Origin of the sequence: Klebsiella sp. C283 (genome assembly GCF_048822555.1) — a bacterium.
Classification (GTDB): domain Bacteria; phylum Pseudomonadota; class Gammaproteobacteria; order Enterobacterales; family Enterobacteriaceae; genus Klebsiella; species Klebsiella quasipneumoniae.
The window spans coordinates 189,410-202,191 of record NZ_JBMEZS010000004.1; the positions used below are offsets into that span (position 1 = coordinate 189,410).

The following is a 12,782-nucleotide window of genomic DNA, read 5'->3' on the forward strand; positions in this document are numbered from 1 at the left end:
GCGTTGACCCCCGCCGCAACGGCGGGGGTAGCTGGCCTCAGGATTTGCTTTCCAGCAGCGTAGTGTAGAGATTGACGTAAGCGTCAATCATATGGTCGGCAGTAAACATCTCTTCAAAACGACGACGCGAGTTTTCGCCATAGCGGCTGGCGGTTTCATCGTTATGCCAGAGCTCATTCATCGCCTCCACCAGCGCCTGGCTGTCATTCGGCGGGATCACACAGCCATTCACTTTGTCCTGGTTAATGAACGAGGTCCCGGTGCCGATCTCGCAGGAGATCAGCGGCCTGGCGAAGCGCGCGCCTTCCAGTAACGTAATGCCAAACGCCTCGGAGCGCAGATGCGAGGGGAAGACCACGCCACGGCAGAGCTGGAAGAGAATGTATTTATCTTCGTCGTTGAGCATGCCGGTAAATACCACATTGCTCAGCCCACGCTGCTGCGCTTCACGACGCACTTCCGCCTCCAGCGGCCCGCCCCCGACGATCACCACCGGCAGCCGGCTACGCTCGGCGGCATCCAGCAGAATGTGCAGCCCTTTGTAGTAGCGGAAAGCGCCGACGAAAAGGAAGAAGTTATCGCCGACGGTTTCCCGCCAGTGCGCCACCCGCTGCGGATCGTGCTGCACGTCGTGCTGTTCCAGACCAAACGGGATCACCACGGTTTTATCCTGATATTTTTTCAGGGTCTGGCTGGAAGCCACGTAGTTGGGCGACGAGGCGACAATGCAGTCTACGCTGGCGAGGAATCGCTCCTGCAGCGGCTGGTACAGCTTCATCAACCGTTTTTGTTTCACAATATCAGAATGATAGGTCACCACCGTTCTGGCGTCAGGTCGCGCCGAGAGATGCAACATATCCATGAATGGAAACGGAAAATGGTAGTTGATGATGTCGTAATCATCTTTAATCTGCTTAAAACGCTTTAACGCTTTCAGCGAAAACGGCGTGGAGGCAATTTCAAAAAGCTGCTTATTATAAATGACCCGATGGTCTTCGTAGGCGACAGGTCCTGTCTCTTTGTCCGGGCTAAAAGTAAATACATCTGCTGCGATTCCGCGGCGGGCGCAGCCCTGACTGAGCTGATAAATGACCTGCTCAATACCGCCGTAGGTATCGGGATAGTAGGTCTTATAGACGTGTAGAACTCTCAACTGACACCCTTAGAGTAATTTATAGGCGTTAATGGTCTGGGTCGTACAGTTCTCCCACGAAAACTGTTTCGCCTGGGCAAGACCGCGCGCGGTGGCGATTTCCCGCCAGCTATCATCCTGCAGGCTCTGCAAAATATGCGCGCTAATCGCGTCTACATCATTAGGATCGGCAACGAGGCCGGCATCGCCAACCACCTCAGGCAAAGAAGTGACATTGGAACATACTACCGGCACACCGCAAGACATCGCTTCAAGAATAGGTAAACCGAATCCCTCATAGAAGGAGGGATAAACAAAGGTTCTGGCCGCCGCGTACAGATAAGGCAGGTCTTCATCCGGGACATAGCCCAGGTAACGGATCCACCCTTCCCGCGTACCGCGCTCGACTAACTGCCACAGCACATCATCTTCCCAGCCGCGATAACCGCTGAGGATCAGCGGGTAGCGCATGCGGGTCTCCATCGGCAGCAGCTGATAGGCCTGCAGCAAACCGCGGATATTTTTACGCGGCTCCATGGTGCCGATATACAACGCGTAGCCCTGCCACGCCAGCTGATATTTTTGCAGGACCGGCAGGCACTCCGCCGGGCTGCGCGGAATATAGTCGCTGCTGCAGGCCAGCTTGGTGGTGACGATCCGATCCGCCGGATAGTTGAACAGGCGGATGATTTCACTGCGCGAGAAGTCAGAGACGGTCAGGATCAGCTTTGCCGAATCCAGGCTCTCGTGCAGGGACTTCTCCATATAGCGAACCCGATCTTTTGGATGATATTCCGGGCAGGTAAAAATGGAGATGTCATGAAACGTGGTCACGGCGCGTTCCAGGCGATGCGGCAGATAAAAATTGGGACCATGGTAGATGTAATCTTTATAGTCGCGCAATGCCCATGCCTGGCGCCGCGGATGCAGCAGACGATACGCCTCAATCAGCAGCGGCTGGCGGCGCAGAAACGCCGACAGACGACCATGATTGCTGGCTTTGGTATCGCTTTTATTCTCAACCTGGGGGATCTGATCGATAAACGACGCGCCGTGAAACAGCTTCAGCTCTTCGATTTCGCGAGCGACCGCCAGCCGCTTAACCAACTCCAGGGAATACCGACCGATGCCCGTTAATGGGTATTTAATTGGCTCAGTAGCAAAAATAATTTTCATAACGAACTCATCACAAGGGCCACCGGAGTAGCCCTGTTGATAGCGATTATTGCTTCGCGGCTGGCGCGATAATCGGCAGGTTTTTCAGGAGAAATTCCGCGCTCTGTTTCCAGGTTAACCAGTTGATATTTTCGGAACGAGGATGCGCGTTTTGCTCGTACAGGGCTAACCACTCTTCTACCGCCTTCGCGATGTCGGACGGCGCTTCACCGGAGAAATACCAGGCATGTTCCTGAGCAATCTCTTTAAACACTGGAATGTCGCGAATAATCACTGGCAGCTTTTTCTGCGCCGCTTCAATCAACGGCAGGCCAAAGCCTTCTCCCTGCGAGGCAAAGATCAGCGCGCGTGAACGAGCGTATAGCTCGGCCAAAAACTCGTCGCTGATATTCTGCAGCCAGAACAGCTTTTTGTTCAGCTGCGGATGATGGCGTAATTTTTCGCACAAGCTGTCAACGTTCCAGCCCTGTTTGCCGACGATAAACAAGTTGTAGTCTTTGCCCTCGCGCCACAGTTCCTCGAAGGCGGCCAGCGTCTGGGCGTGGCCTTTGCGCGGCTCCATGGTACCCACCATGATAAATGACGGGGCTGCAGCCATCGCTGCTAACAGCGCCTGTGCATTTTCCGGCATGCCAGTGGACGGTACGCTGGCATCGAGGTCGGCGCCCAGATGGAAGTTGCTGACGGTCTGCAGCGGGTTCGGTTTCACCCAATGGCTATTTTCCGCAATCCACGCTTTCACATCTTCGGCGACGCTGGCAGAGACGCATATCAGCCGGTCGGCGTGCTCTGCGAGGCAGGACAGCCAGATCGGGAAATCACGCTGAATGCCTTCGATACTCCACTCCGGACGTCGTAATGGCAGAATATCATGCACCACGAAGCAGGCGAACGCCCCGGCGGCGCGCATGCTGTCAATTTGCGTCACCAGCTCCGGGAAGAGATGCGCGGTCAGATCGGTGGCGATAAGCACATCGTCTTTGCTGAACAGCACCGGTTCGTCAGCACCAAATTCGCCCGGGAAATGACTGGACAGATATTGGTTGGCGTAGCGGTAACACTCGCCAGGGGTGTAGTAGACGGCGGAAACCTCGTAACCCGGCACGCCAGATTTCAGTAATTCGCTGAGGATGCTGCGCGAGACACGCTGGATCCCGGTCTTCGCGTCATGCTGCGCCAGAACCGAAATGTCCACCAGCAGCTTGCGGGTATGGCGCTTAAAGCTATTGCGCGCAACCGCCCATGCCAGACCAAGACGGTCGACTTCGCTCAGCGCATCGATTTTCTGCATCGTCTGAAGGCGGGAGGCGGTCACGCTTTCCGCCTGCCCGGCATCCGCCTCTTGGGACGACTGCAGCAGACGAGTGAAACCCTCGATCGCCAGATGGGCGGTGTTGGCCCAGGAGAATTTGGCCGACTGCGTCAGAGCATGCGCCTTCAGCTCACGATAAAACGCCTCATCGGTCAGCGCCTTCTCCATGACCCGGCGAATGTCCTGTACATCATGCGGATTGAACATGGCATCTTCCCAGCCAATGACTTCCGGCAGGCTGGTAATGTTTGAACCTAAGGTCGCCGCCCCGCAGCGCATCGCTTCCAGCGGCGGCAGACCGAAACCTTCATGCAGCGACGGGAACACGAACAGTTTGCACAGGTTGTACAGGGCAATCAGATCGTCGTCGGTCAGGAAACCGGTAAAGATAAGCTGGCTGCGTGACAGACCATAGCTTTCCGCCAGACGCAGGATCCGCTCCAGTTGTTCTGGCTGCACTTTATACGCCAGCACCATCGCATAGCGCTGCTGCAGCTCGGCAGGCAGCAAGCTGTAGGCGTGAATAAGCGCTTCAATATTTTTCCGCGGCTCGATCATCGCCAGCGACAAGATAAACTCATCCGGCAGGCTGTATTTGTCTTTTAAAGACTGAATACGCTCAGCGGAATAATCGTTCACCGCAAACTCTTCGCCCACCGCCGAGGAGATGTTCAGTACCCGATCGCTGGCGATGTCGGTATATTCGATCACTTCCTGAGCTGCCGACTGCGAAATAGCGAAGATCGCGTCTGCCCGCTCAAATTCCGCCAGCTTATTCATATAAAACTCACGGAAATTCGGATCGCCGAGATAACGCTCTTTATTTAACAGCGGGATCAGATCGTGGCATACGCACACCGTTTTCCACGGCACATTATCCGCCGGAATAGACACGGTATAACTATCGCTATGCCCCTCGAAGAAGCTAATAACATAGACGATATCAGGCGCGATATTGGCGATAGCGATATCGCGGGCCGCCTGGGCCGCTTTACTGCGGCCATGGTTTTCAATATGACGATAGGCTGTTGGCGCGACGGCTGAGAAGATGAACATATCTTCATCCGTCAGCAGGTCCCGATAGGCCATTTTAACATCATTAATATTATCAATGGGATACATGCCATTGATCAAAATACTGACGCGATGTTCACCGGCATTTTCAATAATGGCGCGGCTCATGGCCAGGGTACTGCGACCAATACCACGGACTTTACTTTCCGACTGGTAACCCTGGACATCAATCAAAATATGCAAGTTAATCTCCTTATTTATTTTTCGTTAGTTTGAGATAAATTTCATAAACCTCCGGAGGTAAAAGCTCCGGATGCATCACTTGCAGTTCAGTCTGCGATAAAATCTGCGCATCAGCCTGATACTGACTGTGCGGCAGTGGATTCATACGACGATACAAACGATAGGCCGGCTGATAAAGGCCCAGCTTATGTAAACCATTTACCGCGGTATGTTTTACCTGCGGATGTTTTCTCATAAATGAGAAAACAAACCGCAGGACGCGCTTAATAAAATGTTTACACCGCTGCACGAAACCATACTGCCTCAGCAAATGGATCTGCAGGCCCAGATAACGATAACCCTTGGTCATTCTCCAGGAACGGCTGCGATGGATTTTTTCAATTTCCTGGCGAAGCTGTTGGTTTTCGTTGCTTAAATGGTGGATCTCCCGGTTAGCGGCTTCCAGTCGCTGGAGGAGCTCAGCGGTTTCAGGGGGCAACTCGGGCTGAACGTCAGCCTGGGCGTGCGCTTGTGCCGACTCCAGCAGCGCGGTCAGCTGCGCCATATTCTCACCAAGCCAGGCGAGTTCATGGCTGACTTCCACTGGCTGTTGCGCTTTCTCGACTAACGTATCCTGAGCAGACTGCAGCTGAGCCATCTGCTCTTCCAGGGTATGGATTTGGCCGCGCAACGCCTCCGAGCCGGCGCTTTCATTTCGCACCCGGGACTGGAGCTCCAGCAGCACCGTCTCCTGAGCGATGATCCACTGCTCCGTCGCCCCACGCTGCTGTTCAGCTGACGGCAGCTTCGCTTTCTTGTCGAACTGCGCTAACAGCAGGGCAAAGTTCCAGCGTTCAACCGGCTCCTGCCAGACCGCATACAGCCAGTTAGACCACGGCTGCGGCAGGTTGAACGGATGCACGGGCGCCGAGCGCCAGAAACCGTTCCAGCTTTTGTTTTCGGCAAACAGCTCATTCACAAACACGAAGAACGACTGGACAAGGTTCGTCGGCCAGCTGCAGTCCTGCGGCTTGGTAACGATAGAGCCGAAGTCAATTAAGCGGGCATGCTGTCGGGCATCGACCATCACGTTCCATGGGCGCACATCGTCATGCCAGAACCCTTGTTTCTCCAGCGCCGCTAAGGAACGGAGCAAGCTACCCAGGATTTTTTCACGATCGATCTCCTCTCCGGCTGCCAGCATATCGCTCAGCAAACGACCCGGGAGTTTTTCCATCACCAGCCAGCCAGACTGAGCATTTTCGCCGTGGGCCAGTACTGCCGGCGCGTCAAAGCCCGCTGGCGGTTGCGTCAGGAACTTTATTTCATTATGCAGTTCATGTTTATTACGCTGGCTCTCTTCCGCCGTCAGGATGCCGTGGGGCATGTCGTAATAGAAAAACTTGCATACATAATCTTCGCCAAAGAAGTAGCGACGGCTGCGCTTATGCGCGAGGCCGGCCCCGGCATAGGGCTGATTCTGCCAGTGCTGGAACGGCTGATTAAAATCGTTGAGCACCACCCGGTGGTTGCTGACCAGGTACATCGGGCGCGGAACGGGGGATAAATGGGTATCAAACTCGCCAATCAGGCGATAAAACGCGCACTGCTCAATCAGTTCGCGCGGATCGTCCGGCTGAGAAACGCCCCAGTAGAGCGGTTCTTCTTTCACCGCCAGCTCAAGGATCACCGCCTGGGTGACATCCGCCAGGCGCGAGAGCAGACGTTTAACTTCATCGATACCATGAAGATGAACAATATGGTGAAACACGCTTAAGCCAATGGCCAGATCAAACTCGCCCTCTTCCAGCGCGGCGATCACCTCTTCAATTCTGCCTACCCGGAATTCGGCGGCAAAGTCGGGGTTTTCTTCGGCCAGCGCGCGGCACACGTTAATATTTTCCTGCTGGAAATCGATACCAACGATAGTCGCGCCTTTGCTTGCCAGGCTCAGGCTGAAAAAGCCCTGAGCGCAGCCCAGATCGAGAACCTTAAGCGGGCGGCCCAGCGCGCGGGATAAGTTATCGTACTGTTCGGTAATCAAATCGAGACGTTGATTACAATCGCGAGCGGCGTCGCCATCCCACTCGGGATGGCCAAAAATAGTTTGATAAATCTCAGGTAATTCGCTAACCAGCGTGTTTAAGTCTTTAGTCATGGAATCGTTTTTCTCAACGTCATTGGTAGCTAGTAAAGGACGACTTAAGATCGATGACACCCCAGAAATCCATGCTCTTGGTCACATGTAAAATAATGGAGTCGTAACGTCTGTCCAGCGGCGTCATATCCGTCTGTGGGTTGCCGGCAGAGATACCAAATGACAGCAGGTAATCGCCACTGTTTAAATCAACCGGAAGGCTAAATTTAAAGACCCGAACATCGCCGCGGGAAACCGAAATATTTTCCCGCCCTTCAGAGGCGAGGAAAGAGTTGGTTCCGTAGAGGAATAAGCCATCGAGGGTCTTAATCAGGATGCCTGGCACCACGCAATCAAAATCGTATTCAAACACGACCTTCATCAGAAAATCGGTCTGCTGATTGCCCGTCAGTGAGGGGGGAAAATCAACCCCGGCGCTCTGGATATGATAATCGATGATTTTCGCGCCACCCTGCCCCCAGCGATATTCTTCCGGACGATAGCCTGGGCGCGTGTGGTACACATCTTCAATCTCATCGAGCGACATCTGGCTTTCGCCACTGGCTGACGAGGTAGCCGTTTCGCTTTTCTTGGCGCTGTCTTTATCAGGTTTGCCAAACAGCTCATCCAGGTAACGGTTGGTCACGTCACGGGCGGTGCCGTCCATGCAGATGTCACCATTTTTGAGGAAAATGGCGCGGTCGCAGTGCTTGACGATATCCCCGGCGCTGTGGGAAACCAGCAGCAGCGTGGTCCCCTGCTTTTTGAAGTCCGCGATGCGAGCATAGCATTTCGCCTGAAAACGGGAGTCACCCACGGAGAGCGCTTCATCGACGATCAGAATATCCGGGCGAGAAGCGGTGGCCACGGCGAACGCCAGACGCATTTGCATGCCGCTGGAATAGATGCGCACCGGCTCTTCAATGTAGTCGCCGATATCCGCAAAGGCTTCGATCTCCGGCATTAAGCGCTCGATCTCTTCCCGGCTCAGGCCCATCATCAGCCCGGACATATACACGTTCTGCCGGCCGGTAAAGTCGGGATGGAAGCCCATGCCCAGCTCCAGCAGCGCAGCGACGCGCCCCTGGATCTCAATGCTGCCTTTGGTGGGCTGGGTGGTGCCGGTCAGCAGCTTCAGCAACGTACTTTTACCTGCGCCGTTCACCCCGACAATACCAACTGCTTCACCGGGTTCAATGCTGAAATTGATGTCTTTTAACACCCATTTTTTGCTGTGCCGCGGCTTATCGCCCGGCAGCAGTTTCTCGATGACCCGGTTCCATTTGGATGGATAATATTTATACGCCTTGCCGACGTGCTGAACTTTGATACTCATGATTAAATCTCGTCCACAATATCAGCGGCATGTTTTTTAAATAAACGCCAGGCAAATAAAAACAGAATGACCGACACCACTGTGACCGGAAGCAGCGCCATCCAGTCAGGGCTCTGGTGATAGAGCATCACGTTCTGGTAGGAACCGATAATGGTCGCCATCGGGTTATACGCCAGCAGACCTGAAACCCATTCCGGCAGCGTTTTGGACACGTAAACAATAGGCGTAAACCAGAACCAAAACTGCAGCAGGATATTGACGAACTGCCCGACGTCGCGGACAAAAACGTTCAGCACGCCGAGGATAATCCCCAGGCCAAGAGTAAACAGCATCTGGACGATCAGCACCGGAATGATTTCAAAGAAAATCATGCCCGGGAAATTGCCCGTGACGATCAGAAACAGTACAAACAGACCAAAAATGATCAGGAAGTTAATGAACGCCGAGGCGGTGACGATGATCGGTAAACAGATCCGCGGAAAGCTGAGCTTTTTAAGAATGTTGGCGTTGGTCAAAAAAACGTTGACCAGATTGTTGAGCGTTTCCGTGAACAGCCCCCAGGTTAACACCCCGGAACAGAGGTAGATGCTATAGGCAAAAGGGCCGTCCATGCCCGCCAGGCGGGCACGCATTAATTCAGAAAAGATTAATGTATAAACGGAAATCATGGCGATCGGCTGCAAGATCAGCCATGCCGCGCCTAAAAAGCTGGTCTGGTAACGGGACTGAAAGTCCCGTTTAACGCTGTCAATAATAAAGCCACGGTAGCGATAGATCGCTGAAAACATAGGACTCAAAGCGATTCCTCTTTTAACAGGTTGAGCAGCTCGGCGGTTTTCTCGTTCATCAACGCCGTATCCGCTCTGGACTCAACGTTCAGGCGCACCACCGGCTCCGTGTTGGATGTGCGCAGGTTAAAGCGCCACTCAGGGTATTCAATACTGATACCGTCCGTTGTGTCGATGTGTGCGGCCGCCGGCTCATACTGCGCCCGGATACGGGCGATCGCCTCCGCCGCATTACCCAGCTTGCGGTTGATCTCCCCCGACGCCGGGAACGCCGCCTGGCGGTCCTCCACCAGCGATTTCAGCGAGCTGTTCTTCAGGCACAGCAGCTCCGCCACCAGCAGCCACGGGATCATCCCGCTGTCGCAGTAGGCGAAGTCACGGAAGTAGTGGTGCGCGCTCATCTCCCCGCCGTAGATGGCATCTTCCTGGCGCATCCGCTCCTTGATGAACGCATGCCCGGTCTTCGACATCACCGGCTGCCCGCCGCTGCGGGTCACGATGTCCACCGTGTTCCACGTCAGGCGCGGGTCGTGAATGATTTTCGCCCCCGGCTGCTTCTGCAGGAACGCTTCCGCCAGCAGGCCGACAATGTAGTACCCCTCGATAAACGACGCCTCGTCATCGAACAGGAAGCAGCGGTCGAAGTCGCCGTCAAAGGCGATACCCATGTCCGCCTGATGCGCACGCACCGCGTCGGCGGTGTCCTGGCGGCACTCCGGCAGCAGCGGGTTCGGGATACCGTTCGGGAAATGGCCGTCCGGCTGATGATGCACCTTGATAAAGGTCACCGGCGCCCCGGCCGCCGCAAAGCGTTTCTCCACCTCATCAATCACGTGCCCCGCCGCCCCGTTACCGGAGTTCACCACCAGCTTCAGCGGACGGGTGAAGTTCGCCAGGTCCACGTAGCCCATCAGGTGGTCAACGTACTCCTTCAGCACCGAAATCTGGCGCAGGGTGCCGCGACGCGCCGGGTCCACCGGCGGGAACTGGTTTTCCTCCGCCAGGCGCTGGATGTCACGCAGGCCGGTGTCGCCGCTGATGGGCTTCGCGTTCTCGCGCACCAGCTTCATGCCGTTGTAGTTCATCGGGTTGTGGCTCGCCGTCACCTCGATACCGCCGTCCACCCCGAGGTGGAAGGTGGCGAAGTAAATCTCCTCGGTGCCGCTCAGGCCGATATCCAGCACGTCGGTGCCGGCGTCCATCAGCCCGCGGGCCAGCGCCAGCTTCAGCGACTCGCTGGTGAGGCGCACATCGCCCCCCACCACTATCTTCCCGGGTTTCAGAAATTCGCCGTAGGCGCGGCCGATACGGTAGGCGATGTCCTCGTTCAGCTCCTCGCCCAGTTCACCACGGATGTCATAAGCCTTAAAGCATGTTAACTGTGTCATTCTGCGTTTTGTCCCGAAAAAAATTAGCAACGACCATACTGGTCTTTAATACGAATAATGTCGTCCTCGCCGAGGTACGACCCCGACTGGATCTCCAGCACTTCCAGCGGAATGCGGCCCGGGTTTTCCAGGCTGTGCTCGGCGCCAATCGGAATAAAGGTGGACTGGTTCTCGGTCAGCAGGAACTGCTTGCCGTTGACCGTTACCTGGCCGGTGCCGGCGAGAATGACCCAGTGCTCGGCGCGGTGGTGGTGCATCTGCATCGAGAAGGCGCCGCCCGGTTTCACGGTGATACGGTTGACGTTGAAGCGCGGGGTCTGGACCACCACGTCGCAGCGGCCCCAGGGACGGTAAATCTCGCGGTGGCGCTTGTACTCGCTGCGCTGGTTCTGCTTGAGGAACTCGACCGCCTTCTTGACGTCCTGGGAACGCTCGCGGTTCATCACCAGCACGGCGTCCTTGGTGCTGACAATCACCAGATTCTCCACGCCGATGGCCGCCACCAGTTTCTCGTCGCTGTTGATGTAGCAGTTTTCGCTGTTATGCACCCACGCGTCGCCGCTGAGGACGTTGCCCTGCTCATCTTTCGGGCTGACCTCCCACAGGGCGGACCAGGAGCCGACGTCGCTCCAGTCGGCATCGAGACCGACCACCACCGCGTCGGCGGTTTTCTCCATCACCGCGTAGTCCACGGACTCGTCCGGGCACTCGCAGAAAATGTCATGCGGGATGCTGATGAAGTCGCTGCCGTTGTCGGCGGCGTTCACCGCGGCCTGGCAGGCTTCGAGGATATCCGGGCGGAATTTGGCCAGCTCGGAGAGGTATTTTTTGGCGCGGAACATAAACATGCCGCTGTTCCAGTAGTACTCCCCGGAGGCGAGGTAGGCCTCAGCGCGCTCGCGGTCCGGCTTCTCCACGAAGCGGGCCACCTGGTACGGGGTGTGGGCGCTGTCGGTGAGGGCCACGCCGCGCTGGATGTAGCCGTAGCCGGTTTCCGGGGCGTTCGGCACGATACCGAAGGTGACCAGGTGGCCTTCATCGGCATACTGCTCGGCGACGCGGATGGCGTCGTGGAAGACCGGCTGGTTATTGATGATATGGTCGGCGGCGAGGACCAGCATCAGCGGGTCGTCACCGTGGCGGGTGGCCTGAAGGGCCGCCAGAGCAATGGCCGGGGCGGTGTTGCGCCCGACCGGCTCGAGAATAATGTTGTTGGACAGCTTGTTGAGCTGACGCAGCTGTTCGGCCACCAGGAAGCGGTGCTCTTCGTTACAGATGACCATCGGTTCATGGATTTCAAGGCCCGAGAGTCGGGTGATGGTTTCCTGCAGCATGGAGTTCTGCCCGTACAGCCGGAGGAACTGTTTCGGGTAAAGCTCGCGAGACATCGGCCAGAGACGACTGCCGGTACCACCAGCCATAATTACAGGAAGTAACATAATGAAATCCTTAAATAAATAATTGCTTTATTTTACTATCAATCAATCGACCGTCGGGTGGAATGGCCTTTTTCAGGCACGCTACCGCCATTGGCTGTCGCAACCAAAATGCGTACTGCTCCCGAGCTTCAGGCTAAACGCCACCCTCTTTCGCTTCAGGCTATCGGCAGATCGTTCACTCAGCGGCCTGAAAAGCCAGCCTGACGGAACGGGTGTCCTGAAAACCTAAAAGCAGAGATATGTCCTGGGACATATCTCTGCTTTTAATATGCATCTGTCCTCACCTGGCCGCGAAATGCCCCACACTTTCCGCATTTGCCGCCGGGTTAACCATCAGGACTTTCTCATTTACGCAGGGTATCACGCGTGCGCTTTCCGCCACCGACGAAAGAGAAACGGGCGGCCTGCCGGTGTCAGCAAGCGTCAGAAAGGAGCGTCCACGATGCGGGGAAAGATAAGAAGAGACATCGCTTTCGCCGCCAGGGAGACAACGCGCGGCCAGGCTTGATGGCCCTATGCACATGGCGACGGCGCTTTGTTCCGACAGGAGGGATAAACGACTCATGCTCTACACTGCACATTCCACAAAGAAAATCGTCCGCAGATTATAGCGCTGGTCGCGGGGAATAAAAATAAAAAAGCCTACTGATTAATGGATTACTCAAATAATACACATTATAAACATTCACCAAACAAACAAAACCAATCTAATCCATTGATATTAATCAAAAAATCAGAGAAAACACTACAGAGATTTTGCCCATTTGCTAAATCATCCGCTGACGAAAATATAACTTTAAACAAAATTACGCCATACCGGGGGGATTGGCGACCTTTA

The 12,782-nt window shown here is 55.3% G+C and carries 8 protein-coding genes; all 8 read right to left on the reverse strand.

Translation table 11 applies throughout. The features are described 5' to 3' along the window. Nucleotides 1-37 precede the first annotated feature (37 nt). From wbdC to ACOI7Z_RS09250, 8 genes are read right to left on the reverse strand one after another with little or no spacing between them, the layout of a single operon-like run. On the reverse strand, nt 38-1,153 hold the full coding sequence (gene wbdC, locus ACOI7Z_RS09215; RefSeq protein WP_004184789.1) for an N-acetyl-alpha-D-glucosaminyl-diphospho-ditrans,octacis-undecaprenol 3-alpha-mannosyltransferase WbdC: 1,116 nt from the start codon (nt 1,151-1,153) through the stop codon (nt 38-40). 9 nt (nt 1,154-1,162) lie between these two features. Continuing rightward, a complete protein-coding gene (locus tag ACOI7Z_RS09220; protein ID WP_008804110.1) occupies nt 1,163-2,308 on the reverse strand; it encodes a glycosyltransferase family 4 protein in 1,146 nt (381 codons plus the stop codon). A gap of 46 nt (nt 2,309-2,354) precedes the next feature. Next, nucleotides 2,355-4,877, reverse strand: coding sequence for a polymannosyl GlcNAc-diphospho-ditrans,octacis-undecaprenol 2,3-alpha-mannosylpolymerase WbdA (gene wbdA, locus ACOI7Z_RS09225; RefSeq protein WP_137916373.1), 2,523 nt, complete (start codon nt 4,875-4,877; stop codon nt 2,355-2,357). 10 nt (nt 4,878-4,887) lie between these two features. Then, nucleotides 4,888-7,014 carry a class I SAM-dependent methyltransferase gene (locus ACOI7Z_RS09230; protein ID WP_137916374.1) on the reverse strand — a complete coding sequence of 709 codons (2,127 nt, stop codon included), beginning with the start codon at nt 7,012-7,014 and terminating at the stop codon, nt 4,888-4,890. A gap of 19 nt (nt 7,015-7,033) precedes the next feature. Beyond that, nucleotides 7,034-8,329 carry an O9 family O-antigen export ABC transporter ATP-binding subunit gene (gene wzt / locus ACOI7Z_RS09235; RefSeq protein WP_004203600.1) on the reverse strand — a complete coding sequence of 432 codons (1,296 nt, stop codon included), beginning with the start codon at nt 8,327-8,329 and terminating at the stop codon, nt 7,034-7,036. A gap of 2 nt (nt 8,330-8,331) precedes the next feature. After that, entirely contained in the window at nt 8,332-9,117 is a 786-nt protein-coding gene (wzm, locus tag ACOI7Z_RS09240; RefSeq protein WP_137916388.1) for an O9 family O-antigen export ABC transporter permease subunit, read from the reverse strand. Between the two features lie 5 nt (nt 9,118-9,122). After that, a complete protein-coding gene (gene rfbK, locus ACOI7Z_RS09245) occupies nt 9,123-10,505 on the reverse strand; it encodes an O9 family phosphomannomutase RfbK (RefSeq protein WP_049014738.1) in 1,383 nt (460 codons plus the stop codon). Between the two features lie 23 nt (nt 10,506-10,528). After that, nucleotides 10,529-11,944 carry a mannose-1-phosphate guanylyltransferase/mannose-6-phosphate isomerase gene (locus ACOI7Z_RS09250; RefSeq protein ID WP_012967599.1) on the reverse strand — a complete coding sequence of 472 codons (1,416 nt, stop codon included), beginning with the start codon at nt 11,942-11,944 and terminating at the stop codon, nt 10,529-10,531. Between the last annotated feature and the right edge of the window lie 838 nt (nt 11,945-12,782).

Bases quoted from the DNA above. Each gene is read 5' to 3' on its own strand.
- ACOI7Z_RS09220 (WP_008804110.1), bottom strand. From the start codon at position 2,308: ATGAAAATTATTTTTGCTACTGAGCCAATTAAATACCCATTAACGGGC.
- ACOI7Z_RS09230 (WP_137916374.1), bottom strand. From the start codon at position 7,014: ATGACTAAAGACTTAAACACGCTGGTTAGCGAATTACCTGAGATTTAT.
- wzt (WP_004203600.1), bottom strand. From the start codon at position 8,329: ATGAGTATCAAAGTTCAGCACGTCGGCAAGGCGTATAAATATTATCCA.
- wzm (WP_137916388.1), bottom strand. From the start codon at position 9,117: ATGTTTTCAGCGATCTATCGCTACCGTGGCTTTATTATTGACAGCGTT.
- rfbK (WP_049014738.1), bottom strand. From the start codon at position 10,505: ATGACACAGTTAACATGCTTTAAGGCTTATGACATCCGTGGTGAACTG.
- ACOI7Z_RS09250 (WP_012967599.1), bottom strand. From the start codon at position 11,944: ATGTTACTTCCTGTAATTATGGCTGGTGGTACCGGCAGTCGTCTCTGG.